The following is an 18,119-nucleotide window of genomic DNA, read 5'->3' as shown; positions in this document are numbered from 1 at the left end:
ATAGAGTAATGGCTATCGAAATTAAGGTTCCGGATATCGGGTCTGACGAAGTTGAAGTCACCGAGATTCTGGTGAAAGTTGGCGACAAGGTGGAAGCCGAGCAGTCGCTGATCACCGTGGAAGGCGACAAAGCCTCAATGGAAGTGCCGTCGCCACAGGCTGGCGTTGTGAAAGAGATTAAAATCTCTACCGGTGACAAAGTTGAGACCGGCTCGCTGATCATGGTATTTGATGCTGAAGGTGCTGCTGAAGCGGCACCTGCGCCCACTGCAGAGAAAAAAGCGGACGCGGCACCTGCGCCAGCGGCTGCTGCGGCCACTGCCAGCAAAGAAGTGGCTGTGCCGGATATCGGCGGTGACGAAGTTGAAGTCACTGAGATTCTGGTTAAGGTTGGCGACAAAGTCGAAGCCGAGCAGTCACTGATCGTGGTGGAAGGGGATAAAGCCTCAATGGAAGTCCCGGCACCGTTCGCGGGTGTGGTCAAAGAGATCACCATCGCGACCGGCGACAAAGTCAGCACCGGTTCAGCCATCATGGTCTTTGAAGCAGAAGGCGCAGCACCGGCCTCTGATGCGAAGCCAGAAGTGAAAGAAGAAGCGGCATCAGCACCTGCCGCGGCTGCGGGCGCAAAAGAAGTCAACGTCCCGGATATCGGTGGTGATGAAGTTGAAGTCACCGAAATCCTGGTCAAAGTGGGCGACAAAGTTGAAGCTGAGCAGTCACTGATCGTGGTGGAAGGCGACAAAGCCTCAATGGAAGTCCCGGCACCGTTTGCGGGGACTGTCAAAGAGCTGAAAGTCACGACTGGCGATAAAGTCAGCACCGGCTCACTGATCATGGTGTTCGAAGTTGAAGGTGCTGCTCCGGCTGCCCCTGCGGCTGCGAAACAGGAAGCCGCACCGGCGCCTGCTGCCAAATCTGAAGCGAAAGCCGCGGCACCCGCCCCAGCTAAAGCGGAGAGCAAAGGTGAGTTCGCCGAGAATGATGCTTACGTTCACGCCACTCCGGTGATCCGTCGCCTGGCGCGCGAGTTCGGTGTGAATCTGGCGAAAGTCAAAGGCACCGGCCGTAAAGGTCGCATTCTGAAAGAAGATGTGCAGACTTACGTGAAAGAGGCCGTGAAACGCGCTGAAGCGGCACCTGCTGCAGCCAGCGGCGGCGGTCTGCCTGGCATGCTGCCATGGCCGAAAGTTGATTTCAGTAAGTTTGGGGAAATCGAAGAAGTCGAACTGGGTCGTATCCAGAAAATTTCTGGCGCGAACCTGAGCCGTAACTGGGTGATTATCCCACACGTTACGCATTTCGACAAAACCGATATCACCGATCTGGAAGCTTTCCGTAAGCAGCAGAACGCTGAAGCAGAGAAACGTAAGCTGGATGTGAAGTACACCCCGGTGGTGTTCATCATGAAAGCGGTCGCGGCGGCGCTTGAGCAGATGCCACGCTTCAACAGCTCACTGTCTGAAGATGCGCAGAAACTGACGCTGAAAAAATATATTAACATCGGTGTGGCGGTTGATACGCCAAATGGTCTGGTTGTTCCGGTCTTCAAGGACGTGAACAAGAAAGGCATCACCGAGCTGTCGCGTGAACTGATGGCGATTTCGAAGAAAGCGCGTGACGGTAAGCTGACAGCAGGCGACATGCAGGGCGGATGTTTCACCATATCCAGCCTTGGCGGCCTGGGCACCACGCACTTCGCGCCAATCGTTAATGCGCCGGAAGTGGCTATTCTGGGTGTCTCTAAGTCGGCGATGGAGCCGGTGTGGAATGGAAAAGAGTTTACGCCGCGTCTGATGATGCCGATTTCTCTCTCCTTCGACCACCGCGTAATCGACGGTGCTGATGGTGCGCGATTCATCACTATCATCGGCAATATGTTGTCTGACATTCGTCGTTTAGTTATGTAAATGTAAAGAAGGCCGGCGGATGCCGGCCTTCCTGCAACGATTCGTCGCGCCGCTGTTGGCAGTTTGTTAACAATTCTGTAAACTCTTGCGGTGAAAGTCCCGGTGGAACAAGGGCATTATAAGAAAGTCTGACCCGCCGGATATCAATTAAGAGGTCATGATGAGTACAGAGATTAAAACCCAGGTCGTGGTACTTGGGGCAGGTCCTGCAGGTTACTCTGCAGCCTTCCGTTGTGCGGATTTAGGTCTGGAAACCGTACTGGTAGAGCGTTACAGCACCCTCGGTGGTGTGTGTCTGAACGTCGGTTGTATCCCATCTAAAGCGCTGTTGCACGTTGCTAAAGTGATTGAAGAGGCGAAAGCCCTTGAAGAGCACGGCATTGTGTTTGGCCAGCCATCTACTGATATCAACAAGATTCGCAGCTGGAAAGAGAAGGTTATCAACCAGTTGACTGGCGGCCTGTCAGGTATGGCGAAAGGTCGTAAAGTCACCGTGGTTAATGGCCTCGGCAAATTCACCGGTGCTAACACCCTGGTGGTTGAAGGAGAAGGCGGCGCGACCACCATCAACTTCGATAACGCCATCATCGCTGCGGGTTCACGTCCAATCGAGCTGCCATTTATTCCACATGAAGATCCACGTGTCTGGGATTCTACCGATGCGCTGGAACTGAAAGAAGTGCCGAAGCGTCTGCTGGTTATGGGCGGCGGCATCATCGGTCTGGAAATGGCGACGGTTTATCATGCGCTGGGTTCAGAGATCGATGTGGTTGAGATGTTCGACCAGGTTATCCCGGCTGCGGATAAAGACGTGGTGAAAGTCTTTACTAAGAAAATCAGCAAGAAATTTAACCTGATGCTGGAAACCAAAGTGACCGCCGTTGAAGCAAAAGACGATGGCATTTACGTTTCAATGGAAGGCAAAAAAGCACCAGGCGAAGCGCAGCGTTATGACGCGGTGCTGGTAGCTATCGGTCGTGTGCCAAACGGTAAAGGTCTGGATGCCGGTAAAGCGGGCGTGGAAGTGGACGATCGCGGCTTCATCCGCGTCGACAAGCAGATGCGCACCAACGTGCCACACATCTATGCTATCGGCGACATCGTTGGTCAGCCAATGCTGGCGCATAAAGGTGTGCATGAAGGCCACGTTGCGGCAGAAGTGATCTCCGGTCTGAAGCACTACTTCGATCCGAAAGTGATCCCTTCAATTGCCTATACTGAGCCAGAAGTTGCCTGGGTCGGTCTCACCGAGAAAGAAGCGAAAGAGAAAGGCATCAGCTACGAAACATCCACCTTCCCGTGGGCTGCTTCTGGCCGTGCTATCGCTTCTGATTGTGCAGACGGCATGACCAAACTGATTTTCGATAAAGAGACGCACCGTATTATTGGTGGCGCGATTGTCGGCACGAACGGCGGCGAGCTGTTAGGCGAAATCGGTCTGGCGATTGAGATGGGTTGTGATGCGGAAGATATCGCGCTTACCATCCATGCTCACCCGACCCTGCATGAGTCAGTTGGTCTGGCTGCAGAAATCTTCGAAGGTAGCATCACCGATCTGCCTAACGCGAAAGCGAAGAAGAAATAAGTTTCTGCCGCTGTTAAAAAGAAAGCTCCCATTATGGGGGCTTTTTTTTCGGCTGGATTTGGTGCCGGGACTCGGTGTGAGGTGGGGTAAAATCAGAGCGTTAGATTCGGCAGGGTTTTTGGGTGCCAGTAAGTATTTAATAATCAGAAAGATAAATTAGAGTGTTCCCCGCGTGAGCGGGTATAAACCACGCTGTTTTGTTGCTTATCCGCGCGCCTCCCAGGACGCCACCCGTTCAATAAACATCTGCGCCAGTGCGGCAATGGCGCTATTGCCTGGCAACCTCTCTTCATTTATATGCATCACCAGCGAGCTACTGCGTCGGCGGCCCTGTAGCAGTGGCAGGGGACGGAGCTCACCGCTCTCTAAGAGCGCAGCGATATTCTGTTCCGGCAGCCAGCCATACCCTAACTGATGCTGCACCGCTTCAATGGCGGCTGACAGCGTCGTGAATGACCAGTTCTCCGCCTGATCGCCATTGACCTCTGACTGCTGCTGTTGCTGACGATCCAGAATGGTAATGCAGGGCCAGCGTGCCAGCGTAGCAGCATTAAGCGGGGCGGATTCGCGGTGCAGCGGATGGTCGCGATGGGCGACGGCGACGAAATCGACCCTCATCAGGCTTTCGCCTGCTAATGGAGTGTCGCCGTATTGCGCCACCAGCCAGAGATCAGCCTGATGTTCCGCCAGTCTGTCAGGCGTTTCGCTTCGCACGATTTCGCTAAACCAGATACGCACATGCGGATAGCGTTGCTGAAAGGTCTGAAGCACATCAAACAGCAAGGGTTTAGGCAACGTTGCATCGACCATCAGATCGATGCGCGACCGCTCGCCGCGTTGCAGTGCATTGGCCTGCGCCTCAAGCGCGCCGAATCCCTCCAGCAGCGGACGCACCTGCGCGAGTAACTGATGTCCCTCTGCGCTCAGGACAGCGCGGCGGCCCTCCTGCTGTAACAGTGTCAAACCCAGTCGCTGTTGTAACAGGCCCAGCTGATAACTCAGTGAAGACTGGCTGCGATTATTCTTCTCCGCTGCCAGCGCAAAATTCCCTTCCTTCACGACTGCATCCAGCAGATACCACTGTTCGAGTGTTGTCTTATACATGATGACTTATTTAAAAAATGAATTATTTAGCGTTAAAAATAGCGTTATTCATCGCTTTTGTAACGCGCAATAATCACCTCAAGGAAAACACATGAGGAATTAACCATGAGCACTTTTGATAAACATGACCTGTCAGGCATCGTCGGTAAACATCTGGTTTACACCTATGACAACGGCTGGAACTACGAGCTCTACATTAAAAATGCCAGCACCATCGACTACCGTATTCACAGTGGCATGGTGGGTAATCGCTGGGTTAAAAATCAGCACGTCTATGTCGTTCGTCTGGCGCATGATGTCTATAAAGTATCCTGGACCGAACCTACAGGTACCGATGTCAGCCTGGCAGTCAATCTGGCTGATAAAATCTTCCACGGCACCATCTTCTTCCCTCGCTGGGTAATGAACAACCCGGAAAAAACCGTCTGCTTCCAGAATGATCATCTGGACGAGATGGCAAGCTACCGTGAAGCAGGCCCGGCTTATCCAACCGAAGTGATTGATGAGTTCGCGACGCTGACTGTGATTCGTGATGTGGGTGAAAATAACGAAAGCGTGATTGATTGTCCGCCGAACGAACTGCCAGCCGATTTCCCCGCTAACCTGAAAAATTAACAAAAAAGCAGAAGAGGTCATGACGACCTCTTCTGAATAGCAATGTCTGTCTTGTTGCTTCTGACGTGTAACGTGCGAGGACGAAAAATGGATTTATCGACGAAGGTTTTTATCAGTAGTGACCAGCACGACGTTTTCGATTACTGAACTGGAAGAGGACACGATCTGGCTGGAAGGGCAGGTGATTAAAATTCTGAGCGATCTCAGCGGCGATTGCATCCGGGTGACTCCGCTCTGGATCCCCTCGACGAAAACGCTGATCGCCTCCGATGTAGTCTTCGCTGACGCACACGTCTGGATTGCCGATATGCTCACGCCGGAGCGCATGGAGAAATGGATGGAAAGCCTGGACAGGCTGGAAGCGCTGGAGCCAAAAGTGCTGATCCCTGGCCACTCACGAACCACGCCCACGCTTAGCCCGTCGGCGATTGGCTTTACCCGCACCTACATCAAAGACTTCATCAGGACGCTGCATAAGGTCAACAACAGTGAAGCGCTGGTGCAGGAGATGGAGCGAATCTATCCCAACCTGCCGGTGAAAATCTGTCTCGACTACAGTGCGCGAATTCTGAAAGATCACTATGTCTGGCCGGGGGACTGGCCGGTATCACTACGGGAAATGAAAACGACGCTGTAATCCTCTGACGCGTGACGATCACCAGGCTGATATCCGACCTGGTGTTGTTTTCCTCCTGAATCCCCCTCAGCTGTACGCCAGACACCTGCCGTTTCTATTCCTGCCAGTTATCTATTTCACTGAATCATTTCGTTAAAATCGCGGTTAAGCTGACGCCATCATGCTTCTGTCTGAGTGGAATGCGGTAAGCTGCTGAGAGACCTGATCAGCTGACCTGACTGGCTGATGCGGGAGCCTGAGCGGGCAGAATAGCCGTAGTGGATTATGTTGTATTTTTGTAAACAGATTAACAAACAGACGAAATCCTGCTATTCTGCCCTCCGCGAAACCGGGCACCTCAACCTGGACGAGAAAGGGAAGTTTGTTCTCCATAAGTGAGCAAGGTGGTCGGAAAGCCCTACATAATGAGAGCGAGGATAACGTCGTGCTAGAAGAATACCGTAAGCACGTTGCCGAGCGTGCTGCCCAGGGAATTGTACCTAAGCCTTTAGAGGCTTCCCAGATGGCCGCGCTGGTTGAACTGCTGAAAAATCCACCTGCGGGTGAAGAAGAATTTTTGACCGATTTATTGGTCAACCGTGTCCCACCTGGCGTCGATGAAGCGGCGTATGTCAAAGCCGGTTTCCTGGCGGCTGTCGCCAAAGGCGAAGCAACCTCTCCTCTGATATCTCCTGAAAAAGCGGTTGAACTGCTCGGCACCATGCAGGGCGGTTACAATATTCATCCGCTGATTGAAGCGCTGGACGATAGCAAGCTTGCCCCCATTGCGGTGAAAGCCCTTTCACACACGCTGCTGATGTTCGACAACTTCTATGATGTCGAAGAGAAAGCGAAAGCGGGTAATGAATACGCAAAACAGGTGATGCAATCCTGGGCTGATGCGGAATGGTATCTGTCACGCCCTGAACTGGCTGAAAAAATCACCGTTACGGTGTTCAAAGTCACTGGCGAAACCAACACCGACGATCTCTCTCCCGCCCAGGATGCCTGGTCACGTCCGGACATTCCACTGCACGCCCTGGCGATGCTGAAAAATGCCCGCGAAGGCATTGAGCCGGATGAGGCAGGCAACATCGGCCCGATCAAACAGATCGAAGCACTGAAGACCAAAGGCTTCCCACTGGCGTATGTCGGTGACGTGGTCGGGACAGGTTCTTCACGTAAATCTGCCACCAACTCGGTGCTGTGGTTTATGGGCGACGACATCCCGAACGTGCCGAATAAAAAAGGCGGCGGCGTGGTGCTGGGCAGCAAAATTGCGCCAATCTTCTTCAACACCATGGAAGATGCGGGTGCACTGCCGATTGAAGTGGACGTTAATAACCTGAACATGGGCGATGTCATCGACATCTATCCGTTCAAAGGCGAAGTCCTCAATCACGAAACCAACGAACTGCTGGCCAGCTTCGAACTCAAAACCGAAGTGGTGATTGACGAAGTGCGTGCTGGTGGCCGTATTCCGCTGATCATTGGTCGCGGCCTGACCACCAAAGCGCGCGAGTCGCTGGGTCTGCCGCACAGCACCGTGTTCCGTCAGGCTAAAGATGTGGCGGAGAGCACCCGTGGCTTCTCACTGGCGCAGAAAATGGTTGGCCGCGCCTGTGGCGTAACCGGTGTTCGTCCAGGTGCCTATTGCGAACCTAAGATGACCTCGGTTGGCTCGCAGGATACTACCGGTCCGATGACCCGTGACGAGCTGAAAGATCTGGCTTGCCTGGGCTTCTCGACCGATCTGGTGATGCAGTCCTTCTGCCACACCGCCGCGTATCCTAAGCCCGTGGATGTGAGCACGCACCACACGCTGCCAGACTTCATCATGAACCGTGGTGGTGTATCGCTGCGTCCGGGTGACGGCATTATCCACAGCTGGCTGAACCGTATGCTGCTGCCGGATACGGTCGGCACCGGTGGTGACTCCCATACCCGTTTCCCTATCGGCATCTCTTTCCCGGCGGGTTCAGGCCTGGTGGCGTTTGCGGCAGCGACGGGCGTCATGCCACTCGACATGCCGGAATCAGTGCTGGTGCGCTTCAAAGGTAAGATGGAGCCAGGCATTACGCTGCGCGATCTGGTTCACGCCATTCCGCTGTATGCTATCAAACAGGGTCTGCTGACCGTTGAGAAGAAAGGTAAGAAAAACATCTTCTCTGGTCGTATCCTGGAGATTGAAGGTCTGCCGGATCTGAAAGTCGAGCAGGCGTTTGAGCTGTCCGATGCGTCAGCAGAACGTTCCGCTGCGGGTTGTACCATCAAGCTGGATAAAGCGCCGATTATCGAATACCTCAGCTCCAACATCGTGCTGCTGAAGTGGATGATCGCAGAAGGCTACGGCGATCGTCGTACGCTGGAGCGCCGCATTGAAGGGATGGAAAAATGGCTGGCCGATCCTCAGCTGCTTGAGCCGGATGCCGATGCTGAATATGCCGCCGTGATCGAAATCGATCTGGCCGACATTAAAGAGCCGATCCTCTGTGCGCCAAACGATCCGGACGATGCCCGTCTGCTCTCTGACGTTCAGGGCGAGAAGATCGACGAAGTGTTCATCGGCTCGTGCATGACCAACATTGGTCACTTCCGTGCTGCTGGTAAACTGCTGGATAGCCACAAAGGCCAGCTGCCAACCCGTCTGTGGGTGGCGCCGCCAACCAAGATGGATGCGGCACAACTGACCGAAGAGGGCTACTACAGCGTGTTCGGCAAAAGCGGTGCGCGTATCGAGATCCCGGGCTGTTCACTCTGCATGGGTAACCAGGCACGTGTCGCAGATGGTTCGACGGTAGTTTCTACCTCGACCCGTAACTTCCCGAACCGTCTGGGTAACGGCGCTAATGTCTACCTGGCGTCAGCGGAGCTGGCTGCGGTCGCGTCTCTGCTTGGCAAACTGCCAACGCCGGATGAGTATCAGCAATTTATGGCGCAGGTCGATAAAACGGCCAGCGACACTTATCGCTATCTCAACTTCGACCAGCTGACGCAGTACACTGACAAAGCTGACGGCGTGATTTTCCAGACCGCGGTCTGATTTTTCACCGGGCAGTAATAGAAAGGGGCGACGATTCGCCCCTTTTTTTCGTCTCAGCATTGAGCAGAGAGACCATCAAAAGCTGGATTTCGGCAGACAGCCTGTAATAATGCGCGACGTGTCACACTTTGCTGCACAGGCAGCACTGACACTCATTAGATGACGCGACGACGTTGAGAGGACGGGCGATGGAATATGAATTTTTACGCGATGTGACCGGACAGATTAAGGTTCGCATGTCGATGGGTCATGAAGTAGTCGGCCACTGGTTCAACGAAGAGGTGAAAAACGATCCGGGATTACTGGATGAAGTTGAAGCCGCAATCGAAGACGTCAAAGGTAGCGTGCGTCAGTGGCAGCGCGTCGGCAGCGAATATACCATCCTGCTGGATGAGGAAGAGGTGATGATTCGCGCCAACCTGCTGGCGCTGGAAGATGACGGCATGGAAGAGGGGATGAACTATTACGATGAAGAGAGCCTCTCGTTCTGCGGCATTGAAGATTTTCAGCTGGTGATCACCGCCTGGCGTCAGTTTGTGAACCAGTACGGCAAACCCGTACGGTAAGCCCTTACGGTAAAAGCCGGGCGATTTTCTCCGCCCGGCCAGTTTACTAACTTAGCGACGCTCCCCCACACATCACCAACTGCTGACCGGTAATCGCCGCCGCCGCAGGCGAGAGCAGGAAATCAACCAGCCCGGCTACCTCCTGTGGCTGAATGTAGCGACCTATCGGCGGCAATTTTGGCGGTGAACTGGCCCGGCCCGGCTGTTGCAGCATCGGCGTTTCGGTGGCGCCTGGCGCCACAATATTGGCAGTAATGCCGCGCGGAGCGAGTTCCGCCGCCCAGCTGCGCACCATGCCGATCATCGCCGATTTGGTGGCCACATACTGACTGCGGCCTGCCGCTCCCCCTGATGTCCGGCTGCCCAGCAGCACAAGTCTGCCGCCTGCATTCATTCGGGGCGCAAAATGATTCGCCAGCTGTTCTGCGGCGGCCACATGCAGCTGCCACAGACGTGCGCTGGCGATCAGATCCAGCGCCCCCAGCGGCGCGGCCTGCATCATTCCCGCTGCATGGATCACGGCCTGCGGCACCGGCAGTTCGTCCAGTAAAGCCTGCAGTGCCGCGCTGTCGCTGATATCGATCTGATGGCTCTGCCATCCCACTTCTGGCCGGTTTATCGCCGAGCGGCTCAGGCCGGTAACCTGCCAGCCTTCATTCAGCAGGCGATCCACAATCGCCTGGCCGATGCCGGAACTGGCCCCGGTCACCAGCGCCGTGCGTTCAATCACGCATCACCTCCCTGTACCCATGACTCCTCGACCCGCACATATTTAATCGCCTGGCGATACCACGTGTAGGCGATATGCAGTTCGCCGTTCATGCCCTGTTTAATGCTGGGATAAGAGAACTCACGGTTTAATTTCTGCTGGGAGTTATTGGTCATGCAGTAGCCGTCGCCTTCGTCCAGATTACGCTGCAGCGGCCAGCTTTTGCCGCCATCCGTGGAGATAGCCAGCGTCATCGGCGCGCGTGGCGCACCCCAGAAGGCGGTGCGACCGTTTTGCACGACTGGTTCGGCGACGACCGCAACGTCACTGTCCTCTTCCTCATCTTCAATTTCGTCATACAGCGACAACCGACGTTCGCTGGCACCTTCGGCGCTCATGGCATTGAACACCAGCGCCAGATGACCATTCCGCAGCGTCGTGACCTGGATCGAGGAGTTATTGTTAGGCAGCGACAGCGGCTCGGGTGCGCTCCAGCTTTCCCCCTGATCAAATGAGCGACTCTGGTAGATGTGGTCGGCCCAGCGGCTGCGATAGAGCGCCAGCAGCGAACCATCATCCAGCAGGGTAACGTTCATATGGACGCAGCCGGTGCTGTCGGGCACGCTGACGTCGCGCCAGCTCTGGCCTTTATCGTCTGAGATTTTTACCGCGCTGATGTCATAGCTGCCAACCCACTTTTCGCCGGGCTGTGTCAGGCAGTAAAACACCGGCAGTAACCAGTTACCGTTGGGCAGCACCACAATCGGCTGGCGAATAAAAGTGCCAGGCTTATCCAGCAGGGTTTTAATCTCGCCCCAGCTTTTACCCAGATCGTGAGACTGGCGATAGCGCACAATCGCGGTGTCCTGATTGCCCGCTTTCTGCGCCGTCCACAGCAGCCACAGCACCTGGTCGGGATCGAGAAACAGCACCGGATTCTGTTCTGAACGCCCCGGATCGTCGGAGAGTTTTTGGGCTTCACTCCAGCGAACGTGGCCTTTTTGCAGGCGTGAACACCAGACAGAGATATCAGCGATCCCTTCCTGCGTGCCGCCAAACCAGACGCAAAGCAGATCGCCATCGGGCAGCGGGAGCAGGTTAGCCGCGTGGTTTTGCGGGCAGGAAGAGGGCAGCATCGCAACCTGCTGCGCGCTATCCTGCGGGTGAGGCGCAAGCAGGCCGGTACGTTCTGCGGTGACGGTTTCCTGAGTCATATTAGGCTCCACTGTTTTGTGCATTGTGTTGCGATTGAGGCTGGGACTGGCGTGACGGGATACAGCGGTCAATCACCATAATAATGGCCGGGGTGAGCAGCGCCACGTACATATTGTCGATACCAAACGGGTTACCCATCAGGAACCAGACGGACGTCACCACGCAGGCACCAATCAGACCGGCGTTGGCACCGCGGGTGCTCTTAAACCACGGCAGGTAGAACGCCATGATCGCCACCACGGTAATCGACAGGCGAATCGCACGGGTAAAGAACGAGAGTTTCAGCACTTCCGGGAAGAACAGGACAAACAGCAGCGGAAAGAAGCCGATGCCAATCGAGATCCAGCGCGTCATTTTAAATTCGCGCTCTGGCGTCGGGTTTCGATAGGGCACGTAAAAGTCTTTGACGACCAGCGAGGCGATGGCCAGCGCCACGGTGCCGACGCTGACAAAGATCGAGGCTACCAGCGAAGTGGTGACAATGCCCGCCAGCCACGGTGACATATCCTGCAGAAACACCGGCAGCGCATAGAGGCTCTTGATATCAGGATGAGCAAACTTCGCCGCCACGCCAATCAGCGCCATCGCCAGACCGATCGGCAGGCAGAAGATGAAGGCGACCCAGGTAGCGCGCTTCGCTGACTTCACATCTTTGGTGGAGGAGATCGCCTGGATCACAAACTGGGTACAGAAGATCGAGCCCACGGTTCCGATCAGCCAGGCCACAATGGTGCTGGCACCGACGTGACCATCCCATGTCCAGTAGAACGCCGGCATTTTCTCCATCATCGGGGCGACGCCACCAGTTATCTTCAGCGCGACATAAAGGATGATCAGGATCCCCATATACTTGATGGCGCTATGCAGCAGCGTGACCCAGGCCACCCCTTTCATACCGCCAAACGCAAAGTAGAAGGTACTCACCACTGCAGTGATAAAGGCCGCCTGAGTCAGGTCGATCTTCAGCACGGTGGAGATGGCCGCCGCGCCGCTGATGTAGTTACCGACGTTCACCAGCAGGAGTGCATAGATCATGATCAGCGAGATAATATTTTTGGTTGAACTGCCATATTTCTCGGCGATAGCACCGGAGATCGTGATCTTTCCGGTGTTGTAGATGCGCTTGACCAGTATCAGGCCAAACAGCGGGAAGCCAATCGCGGCACCGATGACCGACCATGAAGCGGCAAAGCCATCTTCAAAGGCCGCCTGCGCGGTGCCGATGGTGGATTTTGCCCCGATATATTCAGACATCAGCATAATGCCGACGATAAAAGCAGGCATGGCGCGCGAGCCTTCCATAAAGTCGCCGCTGGTTTTACTGCGCAGCCGCCAGGTGAGCCAGGTGGTGAACAGAATATAGGCGACCACCATGCCGACGATCAGTAAGGTGCTCTCAGTTGAAAATGCTTTCATCATGACCTCGATTGTTCTGGCAGATGGCGACCATCAGGTTCGTTCTCATCTGACCGGTAGGGTGCAAAGGTGATGGACGTTATTGCAGGTAGTGGTTCACGATTTGACGGATCTGCTGCTGCTCTTCGTCGCTGAACTGCACCGCATAGCGACTGTCACCCACCTCAAAGCCCTGCAGGCTGACGGCTTTTTTCACGACGGCAGGTGAGAAACCGATGCTGTAAAGCGCGGTGCGCAGGCCGGTGACGTTCTCCTGAGCCTGATGCGAACCGGCAATATCGCCCGCACTGAAGCGCGCCCAGATGGCGTTAATCGCCTCCGGTGCCACGTTTGCCAGCCCGGAAACAGCGGCAGAGCAGCCATCAACGAAACCCTGGTGGATCAGCGAATCCGGGCCGTTCAGCACATCAAAGTCCTCACAGTCGGCGGTAGCCTGCAGAAAGCCGCTCAGACTTTCATAGCTGCCTGCTGAATCTTTAATGCCGATGATGTTCGGGTGCGCGGCCAGCGTTCGAACGGTCTCTGGCTGCAAGGTATTGCCGGTACGTGCCGGGATGTTGTAGAGGAACAGCGGCACCGACAGCGCGTCAGCCACGCGCTGATAGTGGTCGATCAGCGCCTGCTGTTTAAGCGGAACAAACCACGGCGTGATTGCGGAGACAGCATCTACGCCAAGGCGGGCAATCTGTTTGCCTAGCCGGATCGTTTCACGGGTCGAAATCTCCCCGATGTGCGCCACCACCGGCGCCCGGCCGTTAACCTCATCGACGCAGGTGGTGGTCACCGCGATCTTCTCCTGCTCGTTCAGCACAAAGAACTCGCCATTGGTACCCCCACAGAAGATGCCGTTACCGGCGTTGATCTGGCGTCTGACCTGCTCACGCTGTGTTACCGGATCAAAGGCACCTTCCCGATCAAAGGTGGTGACGATGGCGGTCAGTACGCCGTTTATTTTCTTATTCATAACACTCCTCATTACGCCTGGCAGGAAGGGAAAAGCGTCAGGTAGACGGCGCGCACATCGTCGGCGGTGACTGCCATCGGCACGTTGTTCATCAGACGCTGGACGTCGAGCGCGGCTTCCACTAATCCGGGCAGGTGATCCGGGCTGATGCCCAGTGCTTCCAGGCTGGCAGGCAGTTGCAGCCGCGCCACCAGCGCGGTGAAGTAGTCGACCAGCGCGTGTGATTTCTCTTCATCGCTTAAACGGATGTCGGCGTCGGGCAGCAGATCATAGGCCTGAGCGAATTTGCTCACTGCCCCCGGACGGATAAAGCGCATGCAGGGTGCCAGCAAAATGGCGTTGGCGACGCCGTGTGGCAGGTGATATCTGCCGCCGAGCGGATAAGAGAGGGCATGCACCAGATGTGTTCCTGCATGGGCAATCGATGCACCGCCATAATAAGAGGCCCAGAGCATCTCCAGCCGCGCCTGTAAATTTTCTGGCTCGCGCAGGGTGGTTTCGAGATTAGCGAACAGTTTCTTCATCCCAATCAGCGCATAGTTGTCGCTGACCGGGTTGGCGACATTGGCGGTAAAGCACTCAATCAGATGGCAGAGGGCGTCAATACCGGTTGAAGACGCGATATGTGCCGGCATGCTGGTGGTGAGCTCCGGCAACAGTGCCACCACATCGGGCAGCATCACCGGTGAAATAATACCGACTTTGGTCTCTTTCTCCGGGATCGCCAGGATCGCATTGGGCGTCGCTTCAGAACCCGTGCCTGCGGTGGTGGGGATCAGTATTGAACGGGTACGGCGCTGCGGCTTTTCGCCTGCCAGCAAGGCGTCCAGAGACGGCGCGGCGTCGATGCACAGCACTGAGAGCAGCTTCGCCACATCCAGCACGCTACCGCCGCCGATGCCAATCACCATGTCGACCTGGCCCTGGGAAAGCGCTGAGATAATCGCTGCTACGTCATGCTGGCTTGGTTCAGGTGGGACGCTGTTGACTACGCTGATACCTGGAATCTGATCCCGAAGTTGACCCATCAGCGCCTGCACTGCCGGAATCGCCTCAATATTCCGATCAGTGACCACGACTGCTGTTGATTTCCCTTTCAGCAGATAGCGCATGTCATTTAACGCCTGATAACCGCTAATCACCGTGCTGTTAATGTTCATTTCATACCCTTATTTCTGTCATGTCTGAGCAGATGATTAATCTTGCTCAGCACAATGCGAAGTCAGTCACTCTCTGTGGCTAATTTTATAAGGCATATCGATTTCGATTAATTTGAACTTGCTCACATATAATCAATCATGATTGAATATAATCAAATGCAGCGGCAGTCACCTGACAGGAGTGAGGATGGGCTCATCATTATGGAAAACCCCGGTGCTGGTCATCGCCGATGACTTTACCGGTGCCAACGATGCGGGGAGCGGCCTGGCACAGGCTGGCGCCCGCGTACATGTACTGTTTGGCACTGCGGTACCGCTACCAGACGACGCTGCGGATGTGCTGGTCATCAGCACCGACAGCCGGGCGGTCAGCGCCAGCCAGGCCACAGAGCGCGTCGCTCAGGTGGTGCAGCATTTCGCCGCACAGCTTCAGCAGGGCTGGCTGTTTAAAAAGATCGACTCCACGCTGCGCGGCAACGTCGGTGCTGAAACCAGTGCTGCGCTGCGTGCCAGCGGCAAAATGCTGGCGCTGGTTGCACCAGCGGTGCCACGACTGGGCCGCACCACACGCGAGGGTAAAGTGTGGGTCAATCAGCGTTTACTGACGGACACCGAATTTGCCAGCGATCCGAAAACCCCGATCCTCAGCGCCTGCATCCTCGATCAGATGCAGATCGACGGCACGGAGATCGATCTCGCGACGCTGCGCAGCGATCGACTTGATGCAGTGTTAGCGGCGGCGCATGGCATCGTGGTGGTGGATGCCGAGAATGAGGCCGATCTGGCGAGACTGATAACCGCGGCGGCGCAGCTGACAGAAAAGCCGCTGCTGGTCGGAGCCGCCGGATTAAGCGATGCGCTGGGCGCAGCGCTCTCTGTTCGCCCGTCGCGCCCCGTGCTGGCGGTGGTGGGATCGATGAGCAGCAGCGCGCAGCAGCAGATAGCCACGCTGCGTAACCAGCGGGCAGTTGAGATAGTGGATGTCGATATCCGTCAGCGCTTTCAACATCCCGCCTGGACCGACCGGGATCGCTGGATCGAACAGGCGGCTACCGCACTGCGTGCCGGTCGCCATACGGTGATCCGCACCTGCCAGCATGCATCTCAGCGGCACGAGATCGCGCATCTCACCCAGCAGCATAGCGTGACCCGCCAGCAACTGGGCGAAGCGATCAGTCAGTTGCTGGGCGAAATGACCTACAGCCTGTGCCGGGCACAGTTGCCGCATGCGCTCTATCTGTCGGGAGGCGACGTGGCGATTGCCGTTGCCCAGGCACTGGGGGCCAGCGGTTTTAAAATTCAGGGTCTGGTGGCGGGTTGTGTGCCGCACGGGGTTCTGCTTAACAGTGAATTTACTCTGCCGGTGATGACCAAAGCGGGTGGCTTTGGTGATGAAAATACGCTGGTAGCAGCCATAGGTTTTATTGAGGAGAAGTCGAGTGAGTAAAATTATTGCGATCACCATGGGCGATCCGGCGGGCATCAGCCCCGAAATCATCATCAGGTCGCTCTCTGAAGGTGAGCTGAATGGCATCCCTGCGGTGGTGATTGGTTGTGCCAGTACGCTGCGCCGCATTATGGCGATGAACATTACGCCACAGGCCGAGCTGCGGGTGCTGGATCGGGTGCAGGATGCGCGGTTTGCGCCCGGCATCATCAACGTAATCGATGAGCCCCTGGCCGATCCCGACGCGCTGAAACCTGGCGTGGTGCAGAAAGAGGCGGGCGATCTGGCATGGCGTTGCGTTAAACGTGCTACTGAGCTGGCACTGGCGGGTGACGTGCAGGCCATTGCCACGGCGCCGCTGAACAAAGAGGCGCTGCATGCGGCGGGCCATCTCTATCCGGGTCACACCGAACTGCTGGCGCATCTTACCAGGACCAAAGATTACGCCATGGTCCTCTACACAGATAAGCTGAAAGTGATTCATGTCACGACCCACATTGCGCTACGTAAGTTTCTCGATACGCTTAATCAGCCGCGCATTAAAACCGTGATTGGTATGGCGGACACTTTCCTGCGTCGTGTCGGTTACAGCGCCCCGCGTATCGCCGTGGCGGGCGTTAATCCGCACGCCGGTGAGAACGGCCTGTTTGGTGATGAGGAGATCACCACCGTGGCGCCCGCTATTGAGGCGATGAAAGCGCAGGGGATTGATGTCTCCGGGCCTTGTCCGCCGGACACGGTGTTCCTGCAGTGCCAGGATGGACGGTATGACATGGTGGTCGCGATGTATCACGATCAGGGGCATATTCCGCTGAAACTGCTGGGCTTCTATGATGGCGTCAACATCACCGCAGGCCTGCCGTTTATCCGCACCTCTGCTGACCATGGCACCGCATTTGATATCGCCTGGACAGGTAAAGCGAAGTCTGACAGCATGGCGATCTCTATTAAACTCGCGATGCAGCTCGCATAGGGATATATGAAGGGACAGAGCCGTCTTGACCAGATTATGGACTACCTGAAAAGCCATAATCTGGTGACTGTTGAGCAACTGGTCAGTGCGATTTCCGCCTCACCCGCCACGATTCGACGTGATTTGATCAAGCTGGATAAAGAGGGCGTGATCAGCCGCAGTCATGGCGGCGTGACCCTGAATCGTTTTATTCCTGCCCAGCCAACCACACTGGAGAAAATGCAGCGTAACCTGGCCGAGAAGCAGGCGATCGCGGAATGCGCCGCCAGCTTTGTCCGGTCGGGCGATGCGGTGGTGCTGGATGCGGGCACCACGATGCTGGAGCTGGCGCGGCAGCTTACGCATCTGCCACTGCGGGTCATCACTGCCGATCTGCACATTGCCCTGTTTTTGTCTGAGTTTAAGCAGATCGAGGTGACGATTATTGGCGGACGCATCGACGACTCCAGTCAGTCCTGTGTGGGCGAACATGGACGCCGGTTGCTGCGCAGCATCAATCCCGATATCGCGTTTGTCAGCTGTAACTCCTGGAGCCTTGAGCGCGGTATTACCACGCCGACCGAGGAGAAAGCCGGGCTGAAACACGATCTGCTGGCTAATGCCGCACGTCGGGTGTTGCTGGCAGACAGCAGCAAATATGGTTCCTGGTCACTGTTCTGCGCCTCACCGGTGGATGATCTGACCGATGTAGTCACCGACAGTCGGTTAGATGAAACGGTCTGCCGCGCGCTGCGCGAGCGCGGGATTACGCTGGCGCTGACGTCCGCCTGAACAGAACGCGCCATCTTTTCCAGAC

General features: G+C 55.9%; 15 protein-coding genes. 9 read left to right on the top strand and 6 right to left on the bottom strand.

What is annotated here, in order from left to right:
* The first annotated feature begins 8 nt into the window (after positions 1 to 8).
* Positions 9 to 1,910 carry a pyruvate dehydrogenase complex dihydrolipoyllysine-residue acetyltransferase gene (aceF, locus tag ACR8BF_RS15695; RefSeq protein WP_434745249.1) on the top strand — a complete coding sequence of 634 codons (1,902 nt, stop codon included), beginning with the start codon at positions 9 to 11 and terminating at the stop codon, positions 1,908 to 1,910.
* Positions 1,911 to 2,070: 160 nt separating this feature from the next.
* On the top strand, positions 2,071 to 3,495 hold the full coding sequence (gene lpdA / locus ACR8BF_RS15690; protein WP_010253950.1) for a dihydrolipoyl dehydrogenase: 1,425 nt from the start codon (positions 2,071 to 2,073) through the stop codon (positions 3,493 to 3,495).
* 204 nt (positions 3,496 to 3,699) lie between these two features.
* Here the strand turns inward: lpdA and ACR8BF_RS15685 are convergent, their stop codons facing one another.
* Positions 3,700 to 4,599, bottom strand: a complete 900-nt coding sequence (locus tag ACR8BF_RS15685) for a LysR family transcriptional regulator (RefSeq protein ID WP_434745248.1) — start codon at positions 4,597 to 4,599, stop codon at positions 3,700 to 3,702.
* 105 nt (positions 4,600 to 4,704) lie between these two features.
* On the opposite strand from ACR8BF_RS15685, the gene ACR8BF_RS15680 reads away from it, so the two are divergent.
* From ACR8BF_RS15680 to yacL, 4 genes are all read left to right on the top strand, one after another.
* Positions 4,705 to 5,214 (top strand): phenolic acid decarboxylase, encoded by a 510-nt coding sequence (locus tag ACR8BF_RS15680; protein WP_179897696.1) that lies wholly within the window; start codon positions 4,705 to 4,707, stop codon positions 5,212 to 5,214.
* A gap of 118 nt (positions 5,215 to 5,332) precedes the next feature.
* Positions 5,333 to 5,851 (top strand): MBL fold metallo-hydrolase, encoded by a 519-nt coding sequence (locus ACR8BF_RS15675; RefSeq protein ID WP_434745247.1) that lies wholly within the window; start codon positions 5,333 to 5,335, stop codon positions 5,849 to 5,851.
* A 424-nt stretch (positions 5,852 to 6,275) separates the two neighbouring features.
* Complete coding sequence (gene acnB, locus ACR8BF_RS15670; RefSeq protein WP_434745246.1) at positions 6,276 to 8,873, top strand: bifunctional aconitate hydratase 2/2-methylisocitrate dehydratase; 2,598 nt, start codon at positions 6,276 to 6,278, stop codon at positions 8,871 to 8,873.
* Positions 8,874 to 9,061: 188 nt separating this feature from the next.
* Positions 9,062 to 9,439 (top strand): protein YacL, encoded by a 378-nt coding sequence (gene yacL / locus ACR8BF_RS15665; protein WP_179897700.1) that lies wholly within the window; start codon positions 9,062 to 9,064, stop codon positions 9,437 to 9,439.
* Positions 9,440 to 9,485: 46 nt separating this feature from the next.
* Here yacL and ACR8BF_RS15660 read toward each other — a convergent pair whose 3' ends face one another.
* The 5 genes from ACR8BF_RS15660 to ACR8BF_RS15640 all read right to left on the bottom strand — a co-directional run bounded on the left by ACR8BF_RS15660 (position 9,486) and on the right by ACR8BF_RS15640 (position 14,903).
* Entirely contained in the window at positions 9,486 to 10,169 is a 684-nt protein-coding gene (locus ACR8BF_RS15660) for an SDR family NAD(P)-dependent oxidoreductase (RefSeq protein WP_434745245.1), read from the bottom strand.
* Positions 10,166 to 11,362 (bottom strand): sialidase family protein, encoded by a 1,197-nt coding sequence (locus ACR8BF_RS15655; RefSeq protein ID WP_434745244.1) that lies wholly within the window; start codon positions 11,360 to 11,362, stop codon positions 10,166 to 10,168. Before ACR8BF_RS15655 ends, ACR8BF_RS15660 begins: the two co-directional genes overlap by 4 nt.
* 1 nt (position 11,363) lies before the next feature.
* Positions 11,364 to 12,779, bottom strand: coding sequence for a sodium:solute symporter family protein (locus ACR8BF_RS15650; RefSeq protein WP_434745948.1), 1,416 nt, complete (start codon positions 12,777 to 12,779; stop codon positions 11,364 to 11,366).
* 79 nt (positions 12,780 to 12,858) lie between these two features.
* Complete coding sequence (locus tag ACR8BF_RS15645; protein ID WP_313697510.1) at positions 12,859 to 13,743, bottom strand: dihydrodipicolinate synthase family protein; 885 nt, start codon at positions 13,741 to 13,743, stop codon at positions 12,859 to 12,861.
* An 11-nt stretch (positions 13,744 to 13,754) separates the two neighbouring features.
* A complete protein-coding gene (locus tag ACR8BF_RS15640; protein WP_434745243.1) occupies positions 13,755 to 14,903 on the bottom strand; it encodes an iron-containing alcohol dehydrogenase in 1,149 nt (382 codons plus the stop codon).
* Positions 14,904 to 15,090: 187 nt separating this feature from the next.
* Between ACR8BF_RS15640 and dtnK the strand changes: the two genes are divergently transcribed.
* The 3 genes from dtnK to ACR8BF_RS15625 are packed head-to-tail and all read left to right on the top strand — an operon-like array spanning position 15,091 to position 18,094.
* Entirely contained in the window at positions 15,091 to 16,350 is a 1,260-nt protein-coding gene (gene dtnK, locus ACR8BF_RS15635) for a D-threonate kinase (RefSeq protein WP_434745242.1), read from the top strand.
* Positions 16,343 to 17,323 carry a D-threonate 4-phosphate dehydrogenase gene (locus ACR8BF_RS15630; RefSeq protein ID WP_434745241.1) on the top strand — a complete coding sequence of 327 codons (981 nt, stop codon included), beginning with the start codon at positions 16,343 to 16,345 and terminating at the stop codon, positions 17,321 to 17,323. The genes dtnK and ACR8BF_RS15630 overlap by 8 nt, the downstream gene beginning before the upstream one ends.
* A 6-nt stretch (positions 17,324 to 17,329) precedes the next feature.
* A complete protein-coding gene (locus ACR8BF_RS15625; RefSeq protein WP_179897714.1) occupies positions 17,330 to 18,094 on the top strand; it encodes a DeoR/GlpR family DNA-binding transcription regulator in 765 nt (254 codons plus the stop codon).
* Positions 18,095 to 18,119 lie beyond the last annotated feature (25 nt).

Source organism: Candidatus Pantoea rara, assembly GCF_051136265.1.
Taxonomy (GTDB): domain Bacteria; phylum Pseudomonadota; class Gammaproteobacteria; order Enterobacterales; family Enterobacteriaceae; genus Pantoea; species Pantoea rara.
This window is presented reverse-complemented; position numbering and strand designations above follow the sequence as displayed.

Coding starts and splice junctions, on each gene's coding strand:
- dtnK (WP_434745242.1), top strand. CDS start 15,091: ATGGGCTCATCATTATGGAAAACCCCGGTGCTGGTCATCGCCGATGAC.
- yacL (WP_179897700.1), top strand. CDS start 9,062: ATGGAATATGAATTTTTACGCGATGTGACCGGACAGATTAAGGTTCGC.
- aceF (WP_434745249.1), top strand. CDS start 9: ATGGCTATCGAAATTAAGGTTCCGGATATCGGGTCTGACGAAGTTGAA.
- ACR8BF_RS15640 (WP_434745243.1), bottom strand. CDS start 14,903: ATGAACATTAACAGCACGGTGATTAGCGGTTATCAGGCGTTAAATGAC.
- ACR8BF_RS15685 (WP_434745248.1), bottom strand. CDS start 4,599: ATGTATAAGACAACACTCGAACAGTGGTATCTGCTGGATGCAGTCGTG.
- ACR8BF_RS15680 (WP_179897696.1), top strand. CDS start 4,705: ATGAGCACTTTTGATAAACATGACCTGTCAGGCATCGTCGGTAAACAT.
- ACR8BF_RS15645 (WP_313697510.1), bottom strand. CDS start 13,743: ATGAATAAGAAAATAAACGGCGTACTGACCGCCATCGTCACCACCTTT.
- ACR8BF_RS15655 (WP_434745244.1), bottom strand. CDS start 11,362: ATGACTCAGGAAACCGTCACCGCAGAACGTACCGGCCTGCTTGCGCCT.
- lpdA (WP_010253950.1), top strand. CDS start 2,071: ATGAGTACAGAGATTAAAACCCAGGTCGTGGTACTTGGGGCAGGTCCT.
- ACR8BF_RS15625 (WP_179897714.1), top strand. CDS start 17,330: ATGAAGGGACAGAGCCGTCTTGACCAGATTATGGACTACCTGAAAAGC.
- ACR8BF_RS15650 (WP_434745948.1), bottom strand. CDS start 12,779: ATGAAAGCATTTTCAACTGAGAGCACCTTACTGATCGTCGGCATGGTG.